The sequence below is a fragment of the Alcanivorax sp. DP30 genome, from assembly GCF_009882945.1.
Taxonomy (GTDB): Bacteria; Pseudomonadota; Gammaproteobacteria; order Pseudomonadales; family Alcanivoracaceae; genus Alcanivorax.
In genome coordinates this window covers 814,852-840,049 of record NZ_WTUY01000004.1, presented here as the reverse complement: position 1 = coordinate 840,049, position 25,198 = coordinate 814,852, and the positions used below count along the sequence as shown (strand labels likewise).

Here is a 25,198-nt window from a genome sequence, read left to right as displayed (position 1 = left end):
ACCATTCAATAAACAGGGACAGTCAATGAAAATCGTTTCGCTTTGCGTGAAAAATTTTAAGTCAATACAGCATGCAGAGATGGATAAGCTTGGGGAAAGCATTGTAATTGCAGGCGCAAATGGGTGCGGAAAATCGACAATCCTGGACTCTATCAAGCTAATCAAATCAGCCTACGGACAGTGGTACGACAATGAATTAAAGCAGCTTTACACAGAACTAAGCATTCAAGACCTCTCGGCGGATGCAAAAAAAATAACAAGAGACCACACCAAGCCTTTAGAAATAGAAATTAGTTTTACCCTTGAAAAGGATGAAAAAGAGTATATACGAAAAACAGCTCCCTTAATGATAAGAAACAGAATGTGGGAGCAGTACACAGGCAGAAAATCGCAGAGGTCCTCGCTAGGACTAATCAAAGAAGAAGCGATAGTTGTTCCACCCGCTCAACGAGCACGATTTGAAGCTCAAGTGGAAGAGCAAGCCAGACTAGACATTGAGAAGATAGAGCAAGAGCTGGCATTGAGTGAATACCATTTAGGAATTTATGTTACTCCCAGCGCAGAAGTAATGATACGGCCATCGCTTGTTATGGAAATAGTATTCAGCACAGACAATCCGTCTGATTTGGGAGTAATTGAGTTTCATAGCCCCAATAGATCTTATAATAAAGAACGGATCGCAAATATAAACCTTAATGTTGAAGCCAGAAACCAACGAGCTGCACAGCATAGACTTTACAACTCACAAAACAAATACAACGGCATAAAAGGCGAGATGGCAAGCGCCTACATAAAACAACTCTTATCAGAAAGAGCCACAAAGAAACCTCAAGAAGATTCCGCGAATTTAATCTCATCTCTAAAAGAGCTATTTTCGATTTTCTTCCCTGGAAAGCGATTTGACGGCCCAGTTCCAGTAGAAGATGGAGGCTTAGAATTCCCTGTATATTTAGAAGGGGGAGGACAGCACGACATTGACGAATTAAGTTCAGGAGAAAAGGAGCTTTTACTTGGATACTTGCGCCTACATAACAATGTACCCCGCAACTCCATCGTTTTACTAGATGAACCAGAGCTACATTTAAACCCAGCCCTATCAAAGGGTCTCGCCAGATTTTATGAAAAAAACCTTGGAAAAAATGCAGGCAACCAAATAATCATGATCACTCACTCTGACGCAATTTTACGGGAGGCAATGTCACTACCCGGATACCAAGTTTTTCACCTGGAGCCCTTTCACGCTGACAGAGAGGAGAATCAGGCCAAACGCCTCACCAAAGATAACCCCAACGACTTCGAATCAACCATTATAGATCTGGTTGGTGATGTGGCAGCTTTCAATCCACACTCAAAGGTACTGCTCCTGGAGGGACAAGGGGATCCAGGAATAGACGAAACCATTCTGCGAAGCCTGCTACCTGACAAGATCGATAAACTAAACATAATCTCATCTGGATCAAAACGATCAGCCCTAAGTCTAACCCCATTACTCAGGGCCGCCGAAAACAGTGATATTTATGCCAGGAAATTCTATGCCATTGTTGATAGCGACTTCGATAAAGAAAAGCCGGACGACGATCATATATTCCAATGGCCATCTTACCATATAGAAAACTACCTTCTAGACGAAGAAGCCATTTCTTACGTTCTTGAAAGCTTAGATAACAGGCAGGGGAGATTCACCCTTGAAAAGGTTAGATCTCTACTCTTTGATTCAGCCGAAGAAACCTTAGAAAATTTAATCTCCATAAAATTAGACCACTTTGTTAAAAATTCTTTCAAGTCAAAAATCCGACTTAATATAAACAAAACCGATAGCGAGAACCTCCCCGAAAAATATTCAGAAACCATCAATGAAACGATTAAAGGCTTAGAAAAATTATCATCTAGTGAATTAAGCAAAGAATCTTTGATGGAACTAGAGAAATCTATCCGAGAAAATCTAAAAAATGATCTTCTCAACGGAGACTGGAAGACAACCTTTCGAGGAAGAGACGTTTTAAACAAGATGTGTCAGAAATCTGGAATCGGATGTCAGTATCGCCACCTCAGAAATCTAATAATTGAAAGAATGAGGCTAAATAAAATTAGGCCAAAAGAAATGGAGTGCATATTAGAGTCAATTATTAACTCTTAATTTCAGCAATGGGATCAGGGGTTAGAAAGAAGGGACACGCACATATATAAGCTGTAAAAAATGGCCTGACACTTACCCGAAGGCCAAGGAGCACGGCACTGGTCGCGCAGCGTCACCAGTTAGATCAATAAGGCTGGCCAACCTATAATCCGCCCCCAAGAGAATGCAACGCCCACAAGGAGCCCCCCATGGCAGCGAACGATCCTCTCTGGCGGCGGCCACGCCATTACATGGATGCTGACGACGCCCACGATCATGTGCATTGGGTCGAGCTGTTCTTCGATCTGATCCATGTGGTGACGATCTTCATTCTGGGGAACTACCTCTCCCACCATATGGATTGGCAGGGCTTCTGGGTATTTACCGGGCTGTTCCTGGCGATTTTCTATGCCTGGGCGGACAGCTCCGTCTACAACTCCCTCTATATCTCCACGGACATGCCCCATCGCGCTGCCATGGCGCTGCAGATCGTCACCATGATGTTCATCGCCGCGGCCATTCCTGACGTGACCGGCAAAGGGTGGACCTACTTTGCGCTGGGCTACGCACTGAACCGGACGATCACCGCCTATCTGTACTGGCGGGCGCGCTGTGTTGGCGACGCCTCCGATACGCTGGCACACGAGCAGGGACGGAATTTCTTTGTGCTGGCCGGGCTGTTCGCGCTGTCCGCGTTTTTGCCTAAACCCCTGGCCTACTGGGTGTTCGGCGCCAGCGTTGCGTTGATCCAGCTGCAGTACATGCTGCCGCGGGTAGGGACGCTGCGGTTCGCCCGATTCGTCCCGCGACTCGGGCATATCTCTGAGCGCTTCGGCCTGTTGATGCTGATCCTGCTGGGGGAAGGCTTTTTCAAGTTGGTGCTGACACTGGCCGACAAAGGGGTCTACAAGATCGGCGCCGGCACCTTCTTCAATGTGGCCATGGGCGGCCTGTCGCTCTTCGCACTGGCCTGGGTCTATTTCGACAGCGCCGGCAACGCCAAACCGAAGAGCCGCGACATCGGTGTCCTGGTGGGATACTGGCTGGCGCACATTACCATCCTGTGGAGCGCGGTGACGATTGGCGTGGCGCTGGCCGGCGAAGTCTATGTTGGCCTATTGGAGCCCTACCCGACGGGTTACGGGGCCCTCGGCTCGGTGGGTCTCGCCGTCTTTCTCGCCGCGCTATGGATACTGCAGCGGCTCGTGGCGGAGGACAGCCATGCCTGCCGCGGTCACAGCCCGGCTCTGCGGCTATTCGGTATTGTCATGGCCCTGGTCGTGCTGGCCGTGCATCCTTTCGTGCCCTCGATTATCGGCAACCTGCTCTGGGGGCTGGCGCTGTTCTCGCAAATTGCCGTGCCGCTTTATCGGGCGGCACGTGACATGCCGCATTTTGAGCGACAGTGATAGAAGGGGGGAGTACGCTCCCCCTACCGAATATCATACTTCTCCGACCACAACCGCAGATCTTCCAGAATATCCAGCGCACTGCGCCCCAGCTCGGTGAGCTCATAGGTCACGGCAATAGGCCTGTCGTTGATCACCGTTCTCAGCACCATCCCGCGAGCTTCCAGCGCCTTGAGCCGCTGGTCGATCATCTTCTTGGTGGCGCCGCCGAGCAGGCGATTCAGATCATTGAAGCGTACCGGGCCATCCTTGAGGTGATAGATCAGCGAGCCGGTCCACTTGCCGCCGATAATGCGCATGCCCCGCTCGATGGCGCAGGGTTCCATGCAGGCATCGATGACTTTTTTCCTGCCATAACCATCTGTTTCGATGCGACTTTTCATTTTTTCACCGCCCTAAGCACCAGGTTTCCAAAAGGATACTAATTGATCCACGCCAACAGGTATAAATAGTATACCTGAAATAGATTGGTAACCAGCAACCCGCTGTCACCTTCACCTGTTTCATGGAGACCCTGATGAGCAACATCCTGATTATTAATGCCCACCACCCCTACCCGTTTGCCGAGGGCAAACTCAACGCGTCACTGGTGCAACGGGCCAGCGAGCAGCTCCAGGCCAATGGCCACCAGATCCGCATTGTGGAAGTCGACAAGGGCTGGGACGTGGAGCAGGAACTGGCCCACCACCAGTGGGCCGATGTGATCCTGCTGCAGACCCCGGTGAACTGGATGGGAGTGCCGTGGGTGTTCAAGAAATACATGGACGAGGTGTACACCGCCGGCATGGGTGGCGCCCTGTGCCATGGCGATGGCCGCACCGAAGCCGCCCCCAAGGCCAACTACGGGGCCGGCGGCACCCTGAACGGCAAGCGTTACATGCTCTCGCTGACCTTCAATGCCCCGCAAGAAGCCTTCGACGATCCACAGGAATACCTGTTTCAGGGCAAGGGCGTCGACGACCTGCTGTTCCCCATGCACATGAATTTCCGCTTTTTCGGCATGACACCGCTGGATACCTTTGCATGCTTCGACGTGATGAAGAATGCCCAGGCAGAAAACGATTTTGTGCGTTTCCAGCAACATCTCGACACCCACCTACCCGCAGTCTGAGGGAGCAAACATGCTAAAAAAATACGCTACTCCGGCTTTGCTATTTGGCATGGCCCTGAACGTGACCGGTTGCAGCACCGCCAGCCATGCACAGCACAAATCCGCCCACGTGACCTCCCCGGATCAGTACCGGGTATTGCTGGAGAATGATCAGGTGCTGGTACTGGAAATGGTGCTCGAACCGGGCGAATCGGACCGCCCGCATGACCACCGCGATGAAACCGTCTATTTTCAGAAAGGCGGTTCCCTGCGTATTACCCTGCCCGGCGGCGACGCCATGGACGTGACCGTGCCGGATGGCCATGTAATGTGGCACAAGGCCTGGTCTCACCAGGTGACCAATACGGGAAGCGAGCCCGTGATGGCGATCATTGTCGAAGAGAAGCCCTGAGGCAATGTAAAGCTTGGCGGGCCACCGCGCTCGCCAGCGCCTCTAACAAAAGGAGCCCAACATGACGGAACAACATCAGGTGCATTGCGACTGTGGAGAGGTGGTTATCACTCTGAACGGCAACCCCAGAGTCCACGCCCATTGCCACTGCGAAGATTGCCGAAACCTGCTACAGGTGCCCTTTCATTCCGTGCTGGCCTGGGACAGTGATCAGGTGAGTGTCGCCAAGGGCAGTGACGTGCTGACCGTGTTCCAATCCGCTACCAGCAACATGACTCGCGTCTTCTGCCAGCAATGTGGCGAGGTGCTCTACAACACCAACGCCATGGGCTGGAAGATCGTTTCGCAATGGCTATTCCGAAAGAATCACCACGGCACCCTGCCGGAAAGCTGCCAACCCAACGCACACTTTTTCTATGACCGCCGCACCGTGGACATCGACGATTCCCTGCCTAAACGCTGACCCGGCGGGGGAGGAATGGAAATGGAAATAGGGGGCACGCATCAATTCAGCCTGCCTGCGCTGGCACAGGACACCCCGACCTGGTGTACCGCATTACGGCCTGCTGTAGTCCTTGCCCAATTCAATCAGTAAACGCGAAGCCAGATACAGGCGCGGAGCAATCGAGTCGATCTCGATGTATTCGTTACGCGCGTGGTAGCCCCAGCCAGCCAGACCCAGGCTTTCCAGTACCGCCGGTTTGCCGGAACGGGCGGCGTAGCCGGCATCGGTGCCACCGAAGGTATGCGGAATCAGGATCAGCTTGCGTCCATCCAGCTCCTGATAGATCGCCTGGGCCCTGCGGGCCAGGGCCTCGCCTTTTGGGCCGGCCACATAGGGCGGGCGACCCGGCTCAATACGCACCTGGGTGGTGGTGTCGGCCACCTGTTTGCTTTCGCTGATCTTTTTTTGCAGCGCCTTGAGCAGGCGTTCACCGGCTTTCTCGTTGAGGATACGCACATCGCCGCCGGCTTGCGCCTGGGCGGGGATCTGGTTGCGCTTGCTGCCGGCCTCGACGGTAGTCCAGTTAAGCTGGGCAAGAAAGAAGGGACACGCATACATTAGCGGAGCAAATATAAAGACTTAGTCCAACCCCAGACCTGCACTCCGCCTGGTTACGACAGATCAAACCGCCTCTCCAACCCTGACAAGGTGGCATTGGAAAATACTTCAGGCCATCCGTGTTAAACCCGGCAGGAAAGCCGGCCACCGCTGCGCGGTAGGTGATGCGGCGTGCCAAGACCAGGGTCGAGTCTTCAGCAGCCCCTGGCTTGAACACCTCTTCCTTCCTCAGCCTACCGCCCGCATAAGCAAATTGGTATTTGATGGACGGAGCGACGTAACAGGGTATCTGACCCCAGGTTTGCTTCTAACCTTCTTGCAACAGCGCCCTACTTGGGCAATCGCTCTACAAGCAGCATCGCGCAGCGTTTCATTTCTCTTTGCTCTGAATCGGCATCTCCACTTTGAGTCAAAGTGTCAGCCATTCTTTTTAAGTTATTAAAGAAGTTTTTGTTATTGTATTTTGCTGAATCGGCATTCAAGGGGTCGCCGTAGTCAACGGCAACAACTTCGCCGTTTTTTATTATTTCAGAATTAAAACGGCAAACCGCGGAGGAGAAAACGCTGTCCTTTTTTATACCCGACATGCGCCTTTCCCACTCGACCGAGACCCTTAGCGTATAACTCTCGCCGTCCACCCCTCTTTCATCGATGCTATCTTTTAGATATCCATAGAAATCTGACTTAAGCTCAGCTTCGCCAGGATAACTCTCGCCCACATCCGGACCAGACAATGAAAAATCACCTTCTTCAATCTTGTAACTCATCGCTTCTGTTTTTTCATTACCCGGCGTTGCTTCATACGGCTCAAACCCTGATTTTGATGCGCACGCAGAAAGAAAAAGAAAAATAAATACAACAAATACCACTTTCATAGTTTTTCAATACCTCTTGAATATAAATCACAACCCCAAAAAACATCGACAACATTAGTCGACAATCCATCTCGAAAGAAGGAATACGCACACATTATCCCAGGAAATATAAAGACTCAGCCCAACCCCAAGGCCTGCATCTCATCTAGTTACGGCAGATCAAACCGCCGCTGCAATCCTGACAACGTTGTATTGGAAAAATACTGCGGGCCATCTGCGTTAAAACCGGCAGGAAAGCCTGCCGCCGCTGCGCGGTAGGTGATGCGGCGCGCCAAGACCAGGGTCGGGTCTTCAGCAGACCGTGGCCTGAACACATCTTCCTCCTTCAGCCTGCCGCCCGCATAAGAAAATTCGTATTTGATGGACGCAACGCCCGAGGTGTCTGGATAGACTGTCTGGGTTTTCAGGCGGCCCGCTGCGTCGTACTGGTAGTGAACCCCCTGATCCCCCAGCGCTTGCCAGGTGCTCTTCGGGCTGCCATCGGGGCGGTACTCGTACGACGGACCGAGGGTTAGCACATCGTCAGCCGTATCCAGCAGACCATCCTCACCGGCTTCCCGGGTGGTGGACCCAGTAACCTGATCACGGGCATCGAGCTGGTATACCACCCGCATCGGGGCGGGCTCACCGGAGACAAAGTCCTTGTCGATCTCGACTGTGTAGGTATTCAGCTCGGGATCCAGGGTACGCACGCTGTGCTCGGTGTGGTTGAACACATAGTCGTGGTAGTAATCCACTTCACGCCCGACGCTGTTATCGGCGTAGGTGTAACGCACTGTTTCGTCCAGCAGTTTGCAGCTGCGATAGTCCAACGCCTCAAGAGCGGCATTGGAGCCGGTATCACAGACATCGGCGAGCCCCGCTGAAACAAAGTCCGTTTCCAGAACCTCGATCTCGATAGTTTCGGGTCTGCCTGCTTCATCCAGTGGAATCGTGGTCTGTTGGGATTGTCCTAACAAGCCATCCTCAACACCCTCCTGATACGCGGTGAGGGTTTGCGAATCGGTCACGACACTCCCTTCTCTCACCCGAGAGAGCATCATCAGATACCCGCCATTCCCGTGGGGACAACTTGCCCCAGTGCAATATTCCTCACGGGTGACTCGATAGCCTTCAAACGCGGGGCAATACATGGCTTCGCCATCGGGCTGACCGGATTCGGCCAACGCCGCTGCACCGGAGGGTGAACGGGCTATGGCATGAACAGGCAGAAACCGTTGACGCGGCAAGGCACTGTCGGCCTCCTCGTGGGCCACGTAGTCACATTCCAGGAACAGGGAATCGGTATCGTCGGTGGTATCCCAGAGACCGTCTTCGCCGGGAGAGAGATAACGGGAACGCAGCTGGCCGGAGGTGCTGTAGTCATACACCACCTTGCCGGTCAGGTTGCCGGAGCTTCTATCAAAGTACTCGATGGAGGCCGGCACCACCGGGGAAGAGCCCGTGGACGCCGACGGCATAGGCGACGACGAGCCGCCGCCTCCGCAACCCGCCAAAAATAAAGAGAGGCCACTCAGAAGACCGACACTTAGCAATGTTTTCACATACATTCCTTGTTTTTATTTCCCTGAACCAACCGGTGAGCCAGGAGGCACCCATTTGCCGTGACTGCTCGCTTCAGTTAGGCAGATTTCGCTACATGACGGCACGCTGAAGGGGTATTCTACCGAGTGCAGTCCCTTTTTTATGTAAGCCATCTCTTACATAAAAGCGCATTGGCGGCCTGTTTAATCGAAAATCGCTGCATGAAAGAAGGCATTCACCGCGAGGGCTGTGAAGCGCCCAAACCCCATACTTCACGCCACCTTGCCGCGCCCCTCACCACGCTGTTTTCTTTTGAGATGGAAGGGCCGCCCCATGACTGGAATGACTGCACTACTTATCTATATCGTCTGGACGCTGATTCTGGCGCTCAGTTACGCCACATATCGGCTGCCGCTGGTCCTCACGGGCAAGAAAGCCGCCAACCACTGGGAGCGGGGTGAACCGGTGGATGATCCGGCGATTCTGGTACGCGCCAAGGCCGCCCACCTGAACTGCCTGGAGAACCTGCCGCTGTTTGCGGCGCTGGTGCTGGTCGCCGCCGCTACGGGTCAGAGCGAGATCGTCAACGCGGTGGCAGGCTTTGTCGTTGCGGCCCGTATCGGGCAAAGCCTGGTGCATCTTGCCGGCACCAGTTTCCCGCTGGTGTTCATCCGCGCCAGTCTGTTCCTGGCTCAGGTGGCATTGATGCTGTATCTGGCGTTTGCGCTGCTGTAGCAAAGTGATGACGACATGAGAACGAGGAAACCGGGAGCAGGTCTGCTCCCGGTTTTTTTACCGCTTCTGATACCGCTCCAGTTAACCCTCCAGCAACCCCGCAAGCAGCGTATCAATTTCCGCTTTCAGTTCTTTATCCTCGATCTTGTTGGCGCTGATTTTTGCGTCCTCAAGACTGCGGATCGCCTCCACTTTTTGCCCCAGCTCCAGCTGCAATTTCGCCATGGAAAAACCAATGGAGGCGAGGTGGTCCTTGGCGTTAATGGCCAGTGCCTTGCCCCGCGCTGTTTCGTAAACCACCAGGGCGGCATTCAGATCGTCGGTGAAGTCGGCCAGGGTTTCCCATTGCTCGGGGTGGTCTTTGTCAGTGCCGTCGTTGTCGGTGCAAATGGCCTTGAGCTGGGCATACAGCGCATCGAACTCCGCCTGATCATTTTTCCTGGCCGCTTCCATCAGTTTTTCCGCCAGACTGTAAACGGCCTTGTATATCTTGGTGTTAATCATTGTCTCTCCCACTAGCCAGATACGAAAAGCCCAAGCGGGCCGAATACACAGAAAATGGAAACGAACGCTAGCAAAACCCATCAGCATAGGCTGCGACCCTTACAGGATGTCAGCCTTATCTCACGATCCTGTAAGCGATTTCCTACATTTGCTCTGGCTTCTTGCCGATCCATGCCCGGCGTAATAGTATCACCGGTTTATCACTTTTCGGGGAACAATATGAAATCAGGAATGAAGCTCACTTTTGCAGCTTTTTCGATTGCCGCACTGCCTGTCTGCGGTTTTGCGGACAATGCATTTTCCGGTATTCAAGCCGGGGCCAACCTGGGCTACGAAGATGTCAGCATGGATTGGGAGACGACAACCTTTTCAAGCGCCTTTAGCAATAACGATACCTTCGCGGCCGTTGGCGACAAGACGGAATCCATGGACGATTCTGCATTCGCCTATGGCGTATTTGCTGGCTACAACCTGGCTATCAGCGAGAAGGTCATTCTCGGTTTCGAGCTGGCATTCCAGGACAGTGACATCAGCGATTCCATTAATTTCGTCCCCGGCTTTGATGATGGCGGCAACAACTCAACCAGCACCGAAGTAGACGTTAATGCGACTTACCTGCTGGGTGTAAAAGGCGGCTATCTGCTTGATGAAACGACCATGGTCTATAGCACCCTTAGTGCTACCAAAACTGAGGTTGAGTCTTCCTCTTTCTGTCCTTCCGACGGCTTTATTTGTAACCCTGGGTCTGCTCCGAAGTCCTTCAAGGATGATGACGATATCAGCGGTTGGGCGCTCGGCGTAGGCGTAGAAAAATCGCTCGGCAATAACTTTTCTGTTAAAGCCGAGTATCGTTACGCGGATCTTGGCACTGCCGAGCTGTCCCCCGTCACCCAAGAACTGGGAGAGTCTTTCGGGGTTGAAGCAGATGTAGAAGTCGTAAGCCAGACCCTGCAAGTTGGCGCGGCATACACATTCTAAAGCACATGGCGCAGGCCTAGCCTGCGCCATTGTCTGCTCCTCATCCACACCCTCCCAAGTAGTCCTGCCTATCCCGCCAACAGGCTTTCAATGGCCTTGAGGCTGCCTTTCTCTCTGGCCAGTTCCTTTTTCGCGAAGGCTTCAATGGCTTTCTCATGGGCGTACACATAGGCGAAGAATTCGCGCTCCTCTTCCTGTGCATGGGTCTTCAGGCGCAGGAATTTTTCCTGGAAGGGGCCCGTGGCATTACGCACCAGAATCATGGCCAGACGCCAGGGCATGACGGCCAGGGCGGCCCCCTCCGCACGGCCCTTCACGGCCCACCCCTTGGGCTCTACGACGGTCTGCCCGGTGCGTGCCATGTAGTCCAGGTAGTGTTGCAGGGTTTGTTCCTCCAGCGCTTTCAGCGCCAGCCATTTTTTTCGGCGCGCCGGATCGCGAGCCAATCGCGCGGCCGTATCAAACACCGCGCGGCCATAGACTTCCGATTCATGAATCCGCTGCAGGTCAGCCTGGTATTCCGGGTAGCTCATCTGGGTTCTCCTCAGGTCAGGCAGCCGGGGCTACCCGATGGTAACGTTGATGGATATCGGTGATCGCCCGCTCCAGGGCGGTGGCGAAGCGCTCAGGACTCTCCATGAAGGGCATGTGGCCCACATTCCAGAACACCTCCGTGCGGGCGTGGGGCACGCGGGCTGCCAGCAGCGCTGACTGGGACGTGGGCACCACGGGATCGTGGGTGCCGATAAACAGATGGCACGGCACGCGGATCGCCTCCAACCGGTGGCCAATTTCCAGCTTGCTGATGCCGTTGAACAGGCAGAACAGGGCCCTGGCATCCTGGGCCTGGGTGTCTGCCTGAAGGTTGTCGAGCATGGCTTTGCTCAGGGGGTGGCGCAGGAACGCCTTGCGATCATTGGCAAGCAGGCTGGCGAAGGTTTTCTGAACAAAACGGCTGTGCCGGGCGATGGCAAGATTGGCCGCAAACAATGGCCGCGCCCAGTGGCCCAGGCCCGCCAGCTTCACCAACGCCCCTTCCACCCCGCCCCATTGGCCACTGTGGAAACCCGCGATGCTGACAATGCCCGCCACGTGAGGCGAATGGTGAAGGGCCAGATTCAGGGCCGCGAAGCCGCCGGTGGAATGGCCCACCACGATGGCCTTTCGGCCTTGTAATAATTGTTCCAGGGCCCCGTTCATGATCCGGTAGAACCAGTCATCATCCACCTGCTCCGGCTGAAAGTCCGCCGGGGCGGTGGAAGGCGGATGCGCGGGCAGGCTCAGGGCATACCAGGGGCGGTTGTCGCGATAGTCCGCCGGCAGGGCCGCGCGCCAGAAGTTCACCGATGCCAGCACGCCATGAATGAACACCACTGCCGGCTCGTCAGGTTGCGCCAGGTGTTCATTCACCGCCAGGCACGCCAGCCGATGGCCTTCGATATCCACAAACCCGTTTCTCACGTCCATGCGCTCTCCCGATTGTTGTCACGCCGTTTGGCGACGGTCACGTCATGGGATAAGCGTAGCGATGAAGGCGGGTTCCGTATTGAACGAAACAGCTACTGGTGCTGAGCCTGCTGCAAGGCGTGGAGCGCGTCCATGTAGGTGAGGCCGAAGGACTCGGCGAAGGCACGGCTCATGTGGGGTAAATCACTGAAGCCCGCCTGCATGGCTGCCTCCATGGGATTCACGCCGTCCAGCAATGCATCCATGGCCATGCGCAGCTTGAGCCATTTCTTGTAGCTCCTCAGCGGAATGCCGGATTGCTCCACAAACCAGTGCGAAAAGCGGCTGGGCGAAAGGCGTGCCTGTGCCGCCAGCACCTCCCGGTCCGGATCGTTCCCGGCGCGCAGCTGGGCGGTGATCACGTTAACGATGTCGCGAAAGCGCCCTTCTTCGGCTGTATCAGGCGGCGTCACCGTCAGCAGGTCCGATTCCAGCAGGGCGCGAAGGTCACTGTCCGCCGACAGCTGGCGAAGGGGCGCGGGCAGCTCTGCAGCCGTCAACGCCGCCCAGCCGGCGTCCCGTCCCTCGCCCAGCGCCGTGAGTGACGATCGCGCCAGAGGGTCGAAGTAAATGGAACAGACATAACCGGAGTACAGCTGATGTTTCACGTTGGACGACAGGAATAGCGCCCTGGCATGACGGCGGCCGGCGTCACCGGCCTCGAATTCCAGCTCCCCGTCCAGTGCAATGGTCAGCTGTGATGCCCAGTGACTGTGCGGCTTGTTGGGCCCCACATGCCCCCGGAAGATGGCGACGCTGTCGGAAAAAACGATATCCAGTTTCCAGTCTTTTTCCATGCTCCCTGTCACCCGTAGCGTCATTCAGTGTCTGGACGACACACATCCGGCATAAGAGGCAAGCCCTGCTCCGTCCTGTCCTGCCCGCATAGTAGTGCAATCATGAACAAAGCGGGCATACGCATTACCGCCACTCACACCACCGCGTGCACCAAGGCCGCAACCCGGACGACCGCAACTTCGGTGGCACCGTTATTGTCTGGGATCGCCTGTTCGGTATCTTGGCCATCAATCCGGCTGCTCGGCGTCCCTTAGCCGTTGCCTGCGTTCTTCTTCTTCCTCGAACGCCGCCTTGATCTCCGCCAGCACGTCATCCACATCCGCTTCGTGGGTGTCTTCTTCTGCATCGCCGCTGAGTTCAGTGTCCGGGGTCAGTTCCCCGGCTTCATAGAGATCCCAGATTTCCTGGGCATAGCGGGTATTTGCCAGTTCCGGGGCGAACAGGCTGTAGTAGCGGCGCATGTTATTCACGTCGCGCTCGAGCATGGCACGGGCGTTGTTGTTGGCGGCGGCGTCCACGGCCTGGGGCAGGTCGATGATCACCGGTCCTTCTTCGTCCACCAGCACATTGAATTCAGACAAATCACCGTGGATCAGACCGGCGCAGAGCATGCGCACGATAAAGCGCATCATCAGGGTGTGGTCTTCGCGAGCCTGCTCGGCATCCATGACCACTTCGCCAAGACGCGGGGCCACCTCCCCGTCTCCGTCCGTGACCAGCTCCATGAGCAGCACACCTTCCAGCATGCCGTAGGTACGAGGCACCCGCACACCGGCATCGGCCAGGCGACGCAGGGCATCCACTTCGGCGCTCTGCCAGACTTTTTCCTGCTGCTCGCGACCGAATTTGGAGCCCTTTTCCATGGCCCGGGCACGGCGGGTATTACGCACCTTGCGGCCTTCCTGATACTGGGCCGCTTTCTTGAAACTGCGCTTCACCGCGTCCTTGTAAACCTTGGCGCAACGGATCTCGTCGCCACAGCGCACCACAAAGACATCCGCCTCCTTGCCACTCATGAGGCGGCTGAGGACTTCGTCGACGAGACCATCATCGACCAGGGGCTGTATGCGTTTGGGGGTTTTCATGCCGCCTTTATACCCTATTTCAGGCAATCAGGATGCCCCTGCTTCCAGAATGGCGAGCCGCCAACCGAGACGCAGGAGTTATCCGTAGTACGCCTTGACGGGCAAAGACAGTTTGTCAGGGTGGCGTGGCGTCGCCGTGGCAAAGTGCTGATAGATTTTCTGCAAGTCCGCTTCCATATCGTCAGTGGGATAAATCACCGCCGGGAAGCTGAAGGTTTTTTTCTGATAATCCGCCAGTGCCAGGATGATGGGCACATTGGCGCGCTTGGCGATGTGATAGAAGCCCAGCTTCCATTCCGTAGCATTGCTGCGGGTGCCTTCTGGCGTCACCGCGATGAGCAGTTTATCGCGCTTCTTGAACTGCGCCACGGTCTGGGTGACCACACCCCCGGCTCGCCCGCGCTCAATGGGCATGGCGCCCAGCTTGCGCAGCAACCAGCCCAGCGGTCCCTTGAACAGACTGTGCTTGATCATGATATTCACGTCTTTCTGCAGGGCAGAACGACTGACCAGGGCAATCACGCCATCCCAATTGGAGGTGTGTGGACCGCCCGCGATCACGGCACGTTCGATATCCGGAAAAGGGCCGGCCTTCCAGCCGGTCATGCGCAATAAAGCCTGGCCGATTAACTGGGCCAGCGGAGTGCGACGTTTACCCACCTGTTGTGGTGCCTGCATGACTACCCCCTATGCAACAAAAGAAGCAGTGTACCGGTCAGGGCAGGCTTTCGCATTGTGACAAAGTGGCCCGAGGGCTCAACGGCAAACGTCTACCGTCAATCCAGCCACTCGCGCATCATGCTGTAGCTCAATCCCCAAATGCAGTAATCCTCATAACGGCAGCAGGGAAAGCGAAGCGGCCCCAGCGGGGTGGACACCTGAAGTGTGGAGTGATTCGCCGGATCAGCCAGGTAATCGACCGGTATCCAGACTCCACGACGGGCCTCATGGTTGAGGCTGAGAGCACCGTCACCGCCCCAGGTGAACACATGGGGCGTGACCACCATGGGCCGCCAGCGGCTGTGATGGCGGGTTAGCAGGTCAGACAGCCGGGTCTGGTAGTCGCCGTTGCGATAAAGATCGAGGCCGGTTTCTTCACGGGTTTCACGCATGGCGGTGTCGCGGCTGGAGCTGTCCCCGGATTGCAGCCGTCCACCGGGAAACGCCATGTCGCCCGACCAGGGATCCCCCTGGCGCTGGGCACGCTGAATAAAGAACAGCTCCCTGTCTTCACGCTGGCCACGCTCGATGAGCGCCACCGCCGCACGGGTGACATGGCGTCGAAAGGGTAACTTTTGGGGACGAACCGTCTTTAACCAGGTCAGATCAGGCACGCGGACACCTTGCAGATGATAGTCCTGCCAAGCTTAGCACTGCGCCCCCTTCCGCCCCTGCCCTATCGGGCCAGAAACAGGGCAACCGCCAGCGCCAGCCCGAGCAGAGCCACCGCCACATTCACGGCGATCCCCCAGCGCGCGGCATAACCGTCCGGGAAATCCGCGGGTTTCAGGGTGGACAACAGACGGGCGTACTGGCGGGAAGCAAATATCGCCACGCCCGCACCAATGAGAATGAACAACAGGCCGACCAGCACGGTCACCGTCTGCCCCACCTGATCCGGGGTATCCGATGACAGCATCCGCATCAGCATGCCGGAGCGCTCCACCAGAAACCCGAACGCAATCAGGGCAATGCTGGTGCGATTCCAGGCCAGCAGGGTTCGCTCAGCCGCAAACAGCACTCTCGGGTCCTTCTCTTCTGGCATACCACTGCCCTCCTGTAGACGTCCTCTTCAGCATAGCGAAGCCGCTGGGCCCGGAACACCGCAGCCACAGTGCCCCGCCCTGCCTGCCGACAAATAATCACGAATTAGGTGGACAGCCGCCGGCAATCCCTATAACGTTCACCCTAGCTAAAAGATCGCACTTGAATCACGTACTTCATTTCGTTGTTTTCTCTGTATAACTCGTCCTGCAGTCCTGAAGTCCAAGTCATCGTTTTTCAGCTACACCTATAAACTTCATTCTCAGGAAGATTGTTATGTCTACAGTTAAAGGCACCGTTAAGTGGTTCAACGAAGCTAAAGGTTTTGGTTTCCTGGAGCAGGAAAACGGCCCGGACGTTTTCGCTCACTTCAGCGCTATCACTGGTTCCGGTTTCAAGACTCTGGCCGAAGGTCAGGCTGTCGAGTTCACCGTGACTCAGGGCCCGAAAGGCCCGCAGGCTGAGAACATCGTTGCTCTGTAAGCAACTGTTCCAGTGAAAAAAAGGCGCCTTAGGGCGCCTTTTTTTATGCCTCATTTCCCCTCAGAAAACCCGCCGGGGCCAACGATCAATCCACATTGACCTGATACTGGATGGTAAAACTGCCACCACCGGCATTGAGGCTACCCACCATGTCGACTTCCCACTGAATGATCTTGCCACCACCATCCATGGTGTAGCTGGGCGTTCCCAGCGTTACCCCTGAGCCAGGACAGCCACTGCTGCAACTGAAGCTTCCCGTATTCAGGGTGGTAAACGGACTCAGGTTATCCGACAAATGCACATTGCTGGCCGGCCCACTGCCGGAGTTGGTCACGGTAATGAAGTGCGTGACCGGATCTCCCGGGCTGGCACTGGCCACACTGGCTGTCTTGACGACACTCAAGGCCGGCGGGGCGACAATGGGGAAGTCGATGTAATCCGTATGGAACACCCCTTCCGTGCCTTCGTTGCCCGTTACCGAGAATTGCCATTCCCCCTGCACCACGAAGGGCGACACATTGAAAGCATATTCATACAGGCCGGTATTGGTGCCTGAGTCGAATACCAGAGTCATTGCGCCATCATCCACCTGTAGCGTCGACGCCGGGTCAGTCAGGTCGATGGTTGCCGAGGAAATATCAAAGCTGCCGAACGGGTCGCTGATCAGGGCACGGATATAGGCGGTCTGTCCCGGCTGGATGCTGCTCACCGGCGTAGCAGCAGGGTTGGTCGCGTAGCTCTGGTCATAGACCTGAATACTGTCGATATTGATGACGGTATTGGAGGGAAGATTGATCAGGGAGCGATTGTTGGCGCCATCGGACGGGTCCAACAGAATGCCTCGCTGGCCGGACGTATTGTTGGTAAAGGTAAAGGTAATGGCTTCCCCACTCACCAGGGTGCTGGCTCCGGTGATAGGTACATTGATGGTGTAAGCGGTCGACGTACCATCCATGCTGATTGAAGTAGATGTTGTACCAATGACTCCGGAGGCTGAACCAGCAATGGTCAGAGTCATGTCCCGCTGAAACGATCCCCCGTAGTTTCCATTTCTACGGAGATAAAGCGTAACGGGAATCTGCCCACCTGCCGTATTCAAATCCAGGCTGCTCTGTAGCGCAGGCGTCAACGTCCAAGAGCGGCTAATGCCTGCATTGAAGGTGATCTCTGCCTGATTCGCCGCTGTGGGCACCCTCGACAGATCATTGTTGCTATACAGATACAGCGGCTTGTTACCCGTGGCCGGCGGCGAGTTAGCGACCGCAACGGTAGCTGCCTCATCAGTAAACAGGGTTCGCGACGAAGGGAAATTCACCGAGTTTCCGGTTAGCGTGACATCGGCGGTCGCATTGGTAACACCCAGGGGGAAGGTGGTGCTGCCGGCAACAAAGGGACCAAAGTTCAGTGTTTGGGTGGCACCAGGGGCGTAACTGCCTTCAAGCGATGACAGATCATTCCCCAGGCTGTCATTCCAGTCGCCACTATTGAGAACCAGCGCCTCATCACCGGGATTGGTCAACGTATAGCAGACATACACATTGCTGCCATTGAGAATGCTCAGGCTATCCAGCTGATCGCTACAGGTTGCATTACTGCTGACCCACTGATCAAAGGTCACCGCCGCCGAAGACACCACGATACAGGCTTCATTCATGGTTCCCGTATCCTGGCTGACCGGATCCATGAAAAAGAAATTCCAGATGCCAACGGGATTCTGCCCGTCAAAGGCACTCAAATTATTTGGCGCGGGATTGTGGGTACGATGCGTGCCACTAAACGCCGGGTTATTGCCGCAGGCGGCATTCTCCAATGGACCATTCGGTGATTCGTCGTCGAAGAGCACGTCAATATCGTTACCGGAACAGCCATAGGGCCCCGTATCCTGGTTAAAGGCCGCAGCGGTATTGGGGCGTTCAAACAGGCTCACTGTGGACCCTTGCGGACTCGTGATACGCGCCGTCAGGTCACCGGTGTAGGTGTGGGAAATATCCACATCCACATTGATGTCCGTGACTTCACCGAGATCAGCAAAGTCGTAGTTGATGTCGATGGTCGTCTGCGAGCCATTGGTAATCGGCCAACCCGCACCACCGTTATTGGCACAGGAGGTCTGGGCAGCATGCACAGGCCCACACACCAGCACCAGGGGCAATAGCCACCCGGCAGCTTGGAATGCGGTTATCTTGTTATGCCATTTTATCGGCAACATGCCATCACCTTGGTTCAGGCCATCTTCCTTCATGGCCACGTCTCACTTTGTCATCATCTCGCTCACCGCAGGCGATCAATCCCCGTTGCGGCGAAAAGTGTCCTGGTCAAACTTGATGCGGAAATCAAACACGATGCCACCCAAACGGCTTTCGGCACCGGTGAAATCGGCATCGTAGAACCCTTTGAAGTTGTACCCCAGACTCATCCACACATCACGGATCGGAGAGAAGCCCACCATCACACCACTGCTCACATCCATGGTTTTGGTACGCCAGCCATGCATAACACTACCGCGTGCGCCCACATCCCATTGGCGAGTCAGGTTGTAGCGGTACTCAACACCAATCAGGTCGGTGTAACCGGTGTAGCGTTCACTGTCGACGGTGTCCATAACATAACGAGCACCATAATTGAGGGCCAGCTGCTGACGCTCTGATGGCTTGAAGTTAGCGGCAGTGTTATTGACCAGACGTCGTCCACGCAGATCGCCATTGCTATCGCTCAGGGCATCCAGAATAAGCTGGGTGCGATTGAGCACAAACCAGTTGCCGTGCAGCGGCCTGTGCACCAGGCTGAAATCCAGCTGCCCTTCCCACTCTTCCTCGCCACCGGCAAAATCACGATCAAAATAGAACAGTCGCCCGGCAATGGTATTCACGTTATCCAGACGATGCTGGAAACCGCTCAACAGGCTGATCTTGTCATCGGTATCCGCATGACGGAATTCAGCCCGATTGGTCAGGCTCCAGGCGCCATCCCGATAGCCGAGCCCCAGGGACCCTGCGGTATAGTCATCGGAACGTGTGCCGCTGGCCAGAGGGCGCCGGTCATCAAAGGTCGGTGTCAGCGTGTCATCACTCAATGTCTGCGCCCGATCAAAACCCACATCGGCACTCCACTGACTGTTGAGCTGCAGCGTCTGATACAGACCCGCATGGCTGAACAGGCGAGGGCCGTACTCATCTGCTGCGCGCCCTACTTCGGTCGTAACCGTGCCGCCAGACCAAGGGGTGGCACGCACGCCGCTGCGGGTTTCCTGACTGCGGTAATTGTGGCCCCAGGCCATTTCCTGGTTGGTGTACAGGCTGGCGATTTTGTTGAGCCGGTAATCCGCACCCAGGGTAAGGCGTTTCGGATAATCGGTATTGCTATCTTCACCGCCCAGGCTGGATTCGCCCTTGGCAGAAAGCCGTAAGCGATCCTCCATGAAATCCCGCTCTGCCCCGGCAATCATCTGATTGGACAAGTACTGCTCACCGGCAACCTGATCCGAGATACGACGTGCGCCGCCATAGACACGCCAGTCTTCCCGATCGTACTGCAGCGTGCTCTCGGCGCTGTCACGGGTATTATCATTGCTGAGCACTTCCTGACGACGCAACTCACCGTTGACGGACAAGGCTTCGGTAAACCGGTAGCGCCCCTGAGCTGAACTTTGCCGTATGTCGTCGTCGTTTGCCGCCTGCTGGCCAAGACCGAACCCGCCGTCACGCTGCTCCACTCTCAAACGGGAATCGAATCTGTCAGACAGGTATTCATGTTCCACCAACCAGGCACGATCCTGACTGTCAGTGGACGACAACGCGATTTCCTGATCACTGTAGGCGCCTTCGGCCCGCAGAGTGTGGTGCTCATCCGGTGTCCAGGTCAGGTCCACGCCGCCCAGATCACCGTTGGCACCTTCGGTGCCTTCATGCACCGCACTCAAGCCGATCTCAAGCGATTTGTCCTGGGTATGTACCGCGACACGGCCACCGCCAGTGACATTTTCCTCACCGGCGTCCACCTCATAATCCACCACAATATAAATCGGGTTGAACTGCCCGTCCTGTACCGGGATGGGTTCACGGAAGAAAAGCGTGCCGGTTCGGTAATCGATGCTGTAGTCAATAAAACGGGTGCGCGACTCACTGGAAAGCAGCTCATTGTTGAAACGGTCACGTACCTCAATACGAATTTGCTCTGTTCCCGGCATCAGGTTCTGACGTGTCAGGCGGTAAAGCCCGGAGGTGCCATCGCCGCGAATATCGTCGCGAATAAAGCCATTGGCACTTTCGGCAGCAAACAGGTTGGCACTGACATTCCGGCCCTGGTATTCACTCTTAAGACCGGTCAACGAACGCTGATAGCGGCTCAACTCAGTGATGGTCATGTCAGTCTGGTAATCACCAAACAGGACATAGAAATCTTTACGCTCCAGTCGCAGGTATAGTTTTTCCTGGCTAGGGGCATCGTGCAGTCGGGTGGTGTCATCACCGTAGAGAATGTACCAGGCGTCGGGATCAAGCACTTCCCCATGGGGGTTGTAACCGGCCTGCCGCTGACTGTCGTAAGCAACAGTCATCAACCATGAGCCTTTTACCCGACCGCGCGCATAGAAGGTGGACTCACCGTCGGTGTACACATCTTTTTCTGCACCCGGCATGTTTTCCAGGTTGTGATCCAGGGTGTTATAACCCACCGTGCCTTTCGCAAAACCCACCAGAATCCAGTCTCTGAGGTACGGATCAACGCTGACCTCCAGATCATCGGTTTCAATCTTGTCTGAGGCCAGCCGGATACGGAAAGTCCCGGCATTACTTACCGGTTCAAACCAGGCATAACCCTCGCTGTCCACCTGCACAATATGACTTTTCAGATTGAGCGGGTCTTGCTGCCCTTCAGGCAGCAGCGGGCGCAGATTACCGCTAAGCAGGCGCAGATCGGTGCGCGATTCAACCTTGCGGCCAAAGTCATCGATCAGCTCCAGCTTGACGCGTACCGGTGTCTTGCCATCTGCCACATTGCCGCTGCTATCCAGCACCTTGATGGATTTTATTTCAGCAGTACGCGTAACGGTGGCCACATCACTGAAACGAACGTTTCCAAACGGCCCTGTCCCTTGCAGCTCGAAGGTATAGTCACCACTTTGCTTGAGATCAATACCCACCCAGGTATAGCGTGTCAGGCCAGTTGCTGAATCCTGCAGCGTCATGCCGAGGCGGTCATTGCTGACTTCCTCGCCATTGAGCAACAGTCGAGGCTTGAGCCTGCTGTCCATGGCGGCACTGATACTCAATACGGGAAGGCTTACCTTCATATTATCGTGCAGGCTGGTAAAGCCTGTTGGGGCACTTTCCGCATATCCTTTCTGCATGGCGTCGGTGGTATTCATCCCGCTATCACCCTCGACCACACTGAAATTCGCATCCTTGACTCGCAGCTCCCTGATGATTACCAGTTCCACGCGACGGTTCATGGCACGGCCGGCCTCACTGTCATTACTGGCAAGGGGGAAATCCTCGCCAGCGCCCTCGACCGTCACTGCCTCATCAGACAAGCCAAGAAGAGGACGGAGATACTCGGCCACAGCATGGGCGCGCATACGGGAAAGCGCCTTGTTGTTCTTGAACAGCGCTTTCGTATTGCGCTTGAAAGGCACATTGTCGGAGTGACCTACCGCGTACAAGCGGATGCCGTCATAACCACGCAGTGAATCGGCAATGTCATCCAGCATGGCTTCATCTTCTGCACCAAGCACATCCGAACCAGGCTCGAAATGGGGACGCAACGTCAGTTCCCGGGTTTCAACTTTGGCCGCATCTGCAAGAATCTGATTCGTCGACATCAATTCGTGTCGCTCGCCGCGGGCCGTGATGCCGGTGGTTTTTGCCAGAATGGACTGGCTGCCCGTCATTCTGGAGCCAGGATCAATATCCAGATCAAGCTCAAGCTCCTGCTGCCAGTAATCACCGCTGCCATCCAGCTCAAACAGCCAGTAGTTTTCAACCGCGCGACCGTCACCAACTGACTGACCATTGATGCGGGCGGTGCCGGAAACGGGGCTAATGTTGTCGGGCAGGAATAGCCGGATTTCAATCTTGCGAAACTCGGTTTCGCCATTGCTGATGGGCAAGCGGACATGGGCGCGACCATCACGGAATTCGGTAATCATTCGTTGTTGCAGAAGCGCATTGACTTCCGGCTTGGCATCCACCCAGAAATCTTCACGCCACAGGGTTCCACCCTGCACTTCAACAAAACGGGAGCGGGCATTACCGGCTTTTCGGCTGTTGTCTTCACACAGCTTCAAACTGTAACGACGACTGAAGGAATCATCGTCGATCTGCACCACATGGGTGCCGGGACGAACGCCTTCAAGATGCCAGCGACCACGGGCATCGGTCACCACATTGGTGCCGTCTTCCAGATAGACACGCACGCCTTCCAGACCTTCTGCGCTGTAATCTCCACACTGACCGACCATCACCCGCCCCATCAGGAAGGCACGATCATTGAAGAAGGGCTGCTCGACCGTGATATCTGCGCGCGCTTCATTGGAGGCATCACCGCCACTTCGGGCGATCGCAATATTGGTGGCCACCCCCACACTCGCCAGTGGCGTCACGTCGGCCACATAACTGACGATTACCTGTTCACCGGCACCCAGAGTGTCGAGTTTAATCCTGACAGTTCGGCCATCACCATCAACCGTAGCGGGCAATTTGCGGCCGTTACTCATTACAGAATTTTCGCGTAGACGAAAACCTGGCGGCAAGGTATCCACCAGCTGCACATTGCTGACACTGGCACCGTTGTTAGTGAGGCTGAGACGATACGGAGCAATATCACCAATCGTGACCTGGCCTCGCACTGCCTCCTTGTTCAGAAACAGTGACTTGCCAGTAGGCGAAGGGGGCGCAGCGGCAGACACACCAGCCTGTTTGCTCAATTCGAAACTATCGACAACCACCGGCGATACAAAGGACGGCCCATTGGCGGTGTTGCTGTCGTCAATATCACCATACTGGTCATAGGCCAGACTCAAGGTATCCCCGGCCAAAACCGGTGTTGAAGGGGAAGGCATGAAGTAACCGGCGTAGTCACCACTGCCCGGTGCCGTTTCCACCAGCGTGATGATGTAGCTACTGGTGCCACTAGTGCCGTCCACAACCAGCGTGGTAGCCATGAAGTTCCGGCCATCCGGTCGTGTGCCAAAGGCACCGGGTGGTAGTGCCGGCTGTTCGACGAGGATGAACAGCGGTTCGTTGTTGCTAACCTGATTGCCAGTTCCACTGTCTGCCGGGATCAGAGGGACCGGTTGATCCAATGGGATGGGGTTGCCGTTGCTGTCCAGCGGTACGGGCAAAGCACCCAGCAATGCCGGCGTCGAACCCGACAGACTGTCCGCACTGGCATAGTTACCGCTAAAAACCGTGGGGGAGGCTACCGGCGTGGCCCCGTCTGCATAGCGGAAAAGAGTGATCTTTTCGTAGCGAGTGACAACCACACTGGCTTCTACTGCCGCAACCGCACCATTCCAGGTCAGCGTTGCTGGCGTCGCGCCCTGAATCAGGTATGCAGCCTGCGCGCCTGATGCAAGACCGAGCAGACACAACGACATGAACCACAAACGCAGCAGGACGCAGACACGCGCAACCATCCCGTCCGGCATCATGCCAGACTGGAATCGCGTGTCTCTGAGGCGTCGCAACGCTGCATTCATAATGGCGTCAGTCCACCGTGACCTGGAAAATCACAATGGCGCTTTCACCATCTATCAACTCACCACTGGCGCCCGACGGCGTATTCACCGGAATACCGCCCTCATCAAGCGGGAAGGGAGTGGTACCCGCATCAGCAACCGGATTGCCATTGAGGGTGGTGCTGTTCGCCACGTAAGCGGTATACGTCGGTACCGTATCTTCCACCACCGCTGCCACCAGATTTGAACCGGCAAGACTCGCTGCGGTTAGCTGATACTCAAGTACGTCACCGGTGGTTGCCGTAACCCCGCTGGTAGCGAAGCTGCCACCATTAGTGACATTGCGCACTTCCTTGGTGAAGCTCCCCTCACCAGACAACACGGTGTTCGTGGCGTTAAGGCCGTCATCAAACAACACCGCACTACCGCCACTTAATGCCGTGGTGGAGCCCGATACTGTCAGAGTGTGGAGACCATTCACCCCTGCCGCTGCAGGCGTGCCAGCGGTAACCTGCACGGTAAGCACCTGCTGCTCACCGATTTGTGTGCCTGCCGGAATCACACCGGTGCTGATCGCCGGTGCACCACCGGTTATCGGTGTCAGCGTCAGGCGAGTTGGTGTTTCCGGTGTGGTGCTATTGCCTGCGGTGCTGGTCGGGGTGCCGGGTGTCAGGGTCGCGATTTCGTAAACGTAATCGTTCCCTGAAACCGTCACCAGAACCCGATCGCCAACCGCAAGGTCCGCTTCCGAGTTCGCGGGAATATAAACGTTACCGGCAGCATCGGAATCCTGCGACGCAATCGACGCGCCCAAAACAACCGTTGCCGGCGTAATAGTCAATGCTCCGGGTGCGGAGACATCCACATCAACACTGCTGGTGGAAAGGTTATAGGTATCAGAACCATTGGCCGTGGCACTAATGGTGTAGAGGAAGTCAGAGACGCTACCCGGGTAGCTGTCTATGTTTGTCTGATTGACATCAAACACCGGTGCCGAGGCGACCGTTGACACAGTAACGTCTACCGTCACCGTAACCTGACCACCTGCAAATGACAGGGTTGCGGCATTATGAATGACCGCACCACCGCCCACCGCAGACCATGCCGTCGCCGGCAGCAACGCAAACGCGGCTGCCATGCTGACGAGGATCCTTGTCAGGGCTTTCATGTCATTTTTCTCC

Annotated in this window: 23 protein-coding genes; 8 read left to right on the top strand and 15 right to left on the bottom strand. The window is 55.7% G+C overall.

The features are described from left to right. Positions 1-25: 25 nt before the first annotated feature. Positions 26-2,137: an AAA family ATPase gene (locus GQF00_RS10170; RefSeq protein WP_161319032.1), complete on the top strand. Its 2,112-nt coding sequence runs from the start codon at positions 26-28 to the stop codon at positions 2,135-2,137. Between the two features lie 188 nt (positions 2,138-2,325). Then, positions 2,326-3,525 (top strand): low temperature requirement protein A, encoded by a 1,200-nt coding sequence (locus GQF00_RS10165; RefSeq protein WP_161319031.1) that lies wholly within the window; start codon positions 2,326-2,328, stop codon positions 3,523-3,525. A 23-nt stretch (positions 3,526-3,548) separates the two neighbouring features. Here GQF00_RS10165 and GQF00_RS10160 read toward each other — a convergent pair whose 3' ends face one another. Further along, complete coding sequence (locus tag GQF00_RS10160; RefSeq protein ID WP_161319030.1) at positions 3,549-3,908, bottom strand: helix-turn-helix domain-containing protein; 360 nt, start codon at positions 3,906-3,908, stop codon at positions 3,549-3,551. 134 nt (positions 3,909-4,042) lie between these two features. Here GQF00_RS10160 and GQF00_RS10155 point away from each other — a divergent pair, with 134 nt between their 5' ends. The 3 genes from GQF00_RS10155 to GQF00_RS10145 all read left to right on the top strand — a co-directional run bounded on the left by GQF00_RS10155 (position 4,043) and on the right by GQF00_RS10145 (position 5,490). Beyond that, on the top strand, positions 4,043-4,636 hold the full coding sequence (locus GQF00_RS10155; RefSeq protein WP_161319029.1) for an NAD(P)H-dependent oxidoreductase: 594 nt from the start codon (positions 4,043-4,045) through the stop codon (positions 4,634-4,636). Between the two features lie 10 nt (positions 4,637-4,646). Further along, positions 4,647-5,027, top strand: a complete 381-nt coding sequence (locus GQF00_RS10150; protein WP_202560441.1) for a hypothetical protein — start codon at positions 4,647-4,649, stop codon at positions 5,025-5,027. A gap of 61 nt (positions 5,028-5,088) precedes the next feature. Next, positions 5,089-5,490: a GFA family protein gene (locus tag GQF00_RS10145; protein ID WP_161319028.1), complete on the top strand. Its 402-nt coding sequence runs from the start codon at positions 5,089-5,091 to the stop codon at positions 5,488-5,490. 93 nt (positions 5,491-5,583) lie between these two features. On the opposite strand, the gene GQF00_RS10140 is transcribed toward GQF00_RS10145, so the two are convergent. The 3 genes from GQF00_RS10140 to GQF00_RS10130 form a co-directional block, all read right to left on the bottom strand. After that, positions 5,584-6,090, bottom strand: coding sequence for a M20/M25/M40 family metallo-hydrolase (locus GQF00_RS10140; RefSeq protein WP_237440459.1), 507 nt, complete (start codon positions 6,088-6,090; stop codon positions 5,584-5,586). A 329-nt stretch (positions 6,091-6,419) separates the two neighbouring features. Next, positions 6,420-6,965, bottom strand: coding sequence for a hypothetical protein (locus tag GQF00_RS10135; protein WP_161319027.1), 546 nt, complete (start codon positions 6,963-6,965; stop codon positions 6,420-6,422). A gap of 149 nt (positions 6,966-7,114) precedes the next feature. Further along, a complete protein-coding gene (locus GQF00_RS10130; RefSeq protein WP_161319026.1) occupies positions 7,115-8,509 on the bottom strand; it encodes a hypothetical protein in 1,395 nt (464 codons plus the stop codon). A gap of 313 nt (positions 8,510-8,822) precedes the next feature. On the opposite strand from GQF00_RS10130, the gene GQF00_RS10125 reads away from it, so the two are divergent. Next, positions 8,823-9,224 (top strand): MAPEG family protein, encoded by a 402-nt coding sequence (locus GQF00_RS10125; RefSeq protein ID WP_161319025.1) that lies wholly within the window; start codon positions 8,823-8,825, stop codon positions 9,222-9,224. 81 nt (positions 9,225-9,305) lie between these two features. Here the strand turns inward: GQF00_RS10125 and GQF00_RS10120 are convergent, their stop codons facing one another. Beyond that, positions 9,306-9,728, bottom strand: coding sequence for a tetratricopeptide repeat protein (locus tag GQF00_RS10120; protein WP_161319024.1), 423 nt, complete (start codon positions 9,726-9,728; stop codon positions 9,306-9,308). A gap of 219 nt (positions 9,729-9,947) precedes the next feature. Between GQF00_RS10120 and GQF00_RS10115 the strand changes: the two genes are divergently transcribed. Then, positions 9,948-10,706 carry an outer membrane protein gene (locus GQF00_RS10115; RefSeq protein WP_161319023.1) on the top strand — a complete coding sequence of 253 codons (759 nt, stop codon included), beginning with the start codon at positions 9,948-9,950 and terminating at the stop codon, positions 10,704-10,706. A 68-nt stretch (positions 10,707-10,774) separates the two neighbouring features. Here the strand turns inward: GQF00_RS10115 and GQF00_RS10110 are convergent, their stop codons facing one another. The 7 genes from GQF00_RS10110 to GQF00_RS10080 all read right to left on the bottom strand — a co-directional run bounded on the left by GQF00_RS10110 (position 10,775) and on the right by GQF00_RS10080 (position 15,860). Continuing rightward, positions 10,775-11,239 carry a hypothetical protein gene (locus tag GQF00_RS10110; protein WP_161319022.1) on the bottom strand — a complete coding sequence of 155 codons (465 nt, stop codon included), beginning with the start codon at positions 11,237-11,239 and terminating at the stop codon, positions 10,775-10,777. Between the two features lie 16 nt (positions 11,240-11,255). After that, on the bottom strand, positions 11,256-12,173 hold the full coding sequence (locus GQF00_RS10105; RefSeq protein ID WP_161319021.1) for an alpha/beta fold hydrolase: 918 nt from the start codon (positions 12,171-12,173) through the stop codon (positions 11,256-11,258). Between the two features lie 92 nt (positions 12,174-12,265). Beyond that, positions 12,266-13,009: a helix-turn-helix domain-containing protein gene (locus GQF00_RS10100; RefSeq protein WP_161319020.1), complete on the bottom strand. Its 744-nt coding sequence runs from the start codon at positions 13,007-13,009 to the stop codon at positions 12,266-12,268. A gap of 228 nt (positions 13,010-13,237) precedes the next feature. Then, positions 13,238-14,095 (bottom strand): PA4780 family RIO1-like protein kinase, encoded by an 858-nt coding sequence (locus GQF00_RS10095; RefSeq protein ID WP_161319019.1) that lies wholly within the window; start codon positions 14,093-14,095, stop codon positions 13,238-13,240. A 78-nt stretch (positions 14,096-14,173) separates the two neighbouring features. Continuing rightward, positions 14,174-14,773, bottom strand: a complete 600-nt coding sequence (locus GQF00_RS10090; RefSeq protein WP_161319018.1) for a lysophospholipid acyltransferase family protein — start codon at positions 14,771-14,773, stop codon at positions 14,174-14,176. Positions 14,774-14,871: 98 nt separating this feature from the next. Next, a complete protein-coding gene (locus GQF00_RS10085; protein WP_161319017.1) occupies positions 14,872-15,429 on the bottom strand; it encodes a CoA pyrophosphatase in 558 nt (185 codons plus the stop codon). Between the two features lie 62 nt (positions 15,430-15,491). Then, the gene (locus GQF00_RS10080) at positions 15,492-15,860 is read right to left on the bottom strand and encodes a YidH family protein (protein WP_161319016.1); all 369 of its coding nucleotides are present in this window, start codon (positions 15,858-15,860) and stop codon (positions 15,492-15,494) included. A 275-nt stretch (positions 15,861-16,135) separates the two neighbouring features. Between GQF00_RS10080 and GQF00_RS10075 the strand changes: the two genes are divergently transcribed. Beyond that, positions 16,136-16,342 (top strand): cold-shock protein, encoded by a 207-nt coding sequence (locus GQF00_RS10075; RefSeq protein WP_007149147.1) that lies wholly within the window; start codon positions 16,136-16,138, stop codon positions 16,340-16,342. A gap of 85 nt (positions 16,343-16,427) precedes the next feature. Here the strand turns inward: GQF00_RS10075 and GQF00_RS10070 are convergent, their stop codons facing one another. From GQF00_RS10070 to GQF00_RS10060, 3 genes are read right to left on the bottom strand one after another with little or no spacing between them, the layout of a single operon-like run. After that, the gene (locus tag GQF00_RS10070) at positions 16,428-18,584 is read right to left on the bottom strand and encodes a proprotein convertase P-domain-containing protein (RefSeq protein ID WP_161319015.1); all 2,157 of its coding nucleotides are present in this window, start codon (positions 18,582-18,584) and stop codon (positions 16,428-16,430) included. A gap of 42 nt (positions 18,585-18,626) precedes the next feature. Beyond that, complete coding sequence (locus GQF00_RS10065) at positions 18,627-24,038, bottom strand: OmpA family protein (RefSeq protein WP_161319014.1); 5,412 nt, start codon at positions 24,036-24,038, stop codon at positions 18,627-18,629. A 7-nt stretch (positions 24,039-24,045) separates the two neighbouring features. Then, entirely contained in the window at positions 24,046-25,185 is a 1,140-nt protein-coding gene (locus tag GQF00_RS10060; protein ID WP_161319013.1) for a hypothetical protein, read from the bottom strand. Positions 25,186-25,198 lie beyond the last annotated feature (13 nt).

Bases quoted from the DNA above. Each gene is read 5' to 3' on its own strand.
- GQF00_RS10170 (WP_161319032.1), top strand. From the start codon at position 26: ATGAAAATCGTTTCGCTTTGCGTGAAAAATTTTAAGTCAATACAGCAT.
- GQF00_RS10165 (WP_161319031.1), top strand. From the start codon at position 2,326: ATGGCAGCGAACGATCCTCTCTGGCGGCGGCCACGCCATTACATGGAT.
- GQF00_RS10160 (WP_161319030.1), bottom strand. From the start codon at position 3,908: ATGAAAAGTCGCATCGAAACAGATGGTTATGGCAGGAAAAAAGTCATC.
- GQF00_RS10155 (WP_161319029.1), top strand. From the start codon at position 4,043: ATGAGCAACATCCTGATTATTAATGCCCACCACCCCTACCCGTTTGCC.
- GQF00_RS10150 (WP_202560441.1), top strand. From the start codon at position 4,647: ATGCTAAAAAAATACGCTACTCCGGCTTTGCTATTTGGCATGGCCCTG.
- GQF00_RS10145 (WP_161319028.1), top strand. From the start codon at position 5,089: ATGACGGAACAACATCAGGTGCATTGCGACTGTGGAGAGGTGGTTATC.
- GQF00_RS10140 (WP_237440459.1), bottom strand. From the start codon at position 6,090: ATGTATGCGTGTCCCTTCTTTCTTGCCCAGCTTAACTGGACTACCGTC.
- GQF00_RS10135 (WP_161319027.1), bottom strand. From the start codon at position 6,965: ATGAAAGTGGTATTTGTTGTATTTATTTTTCTTTTTCTTTCTGCGTGC.
- GQF00_RS10125 (WP_161319025.1), top strand. From the start codon at position 8,823: ATGACTGGAATGACTGCACTACTTATCTATATCGTCTGGACGCTGATT.
- GQF00_RS10120 (WP_161319024.1), bottom strand. From the start codon at position 9,728: ATGATTAACACCAAGATATACAAGGCCGTTTACAGTCTGGCGGAAAAA.
- GQF00_RS10115 (WP_161319023.1), top strand. From the start codon at position 9,948: ATGAAATCAGGAATGAAGCTCACTTTTGCAGCTTTTTCGATTGCCGCA.
- GQF00_RS10110 (WP_161319022.1), bottom strand. From the start codon at position 11,239: ATGAGCTACCCGGAATACCAGGCTGACCTGCAGCGGATTCATGAATCG.
- GQF00_RS10105 (WP_161319021.1), bottom strand. From the start codon at position 12,173: ATGGACGTGAGAAACGGGTTTGTGGATATCGAAGGCCATCGGCTGGCG.
- GQF00_RS10100 (WP_161319020.1), bottom strand. From the start codon at position 13,009: ATGGAAAAAGACTGGAAACTGGATATCGTTTTTTCCGACAGCGTCGCC.
- GQF00_RS10095 (WP_161319019.1), bottom strand. From the start codon at position 14,095: ATGAAAACCCCCAAACGCATACAGCCCCTGGTCGATGATGGTCTCGTC.
- GQF00_RS10090 (WP_161319018.1), bottom strand. From the start codon at position 14,773: ATGCAGGCACCACAACAGGTGGGTAAACGTCGCACTCCGCTGGCCCAG.
- GQF00_RS10080 (WP_161319016.1), bottom strand. From the start codon at position 15,860: ATGCCAGAAGAGAAGGACCCGAGAGTGCTGTTTGCGGCTGAGCGAACC.
- GQF00_RS10075 (WP_007149147.1), top strand. From the start codon at position 16,136: ATGTCTACAGTTAAAGGCACCGTTAAGTGGTTCAACGAAGCTAAAGGT.
- GQF00_RS10070 (WP_161319015.1), bottom strand. From the start codon at position 18,584: ATGAAGGAAGATGGCCTGAACCAAGGTGATGGCATGTTGCCGATAAAA.
- GQF00_RS10065 (WP_161319014.1), bottom strand. From the start codon at position 24,038: ATGAATGCAGCGTTGCGACGCCTCAGAGACACGCGATTCCAGTCTGGC.
- GQF00_RS10060 (WP_161319013.1), bottom strand. From the start codon at position 25,185: ATGAAAGCCCTGACAAGGATCCTCGTCAGCATGGCAGCCGCGTTTGCG.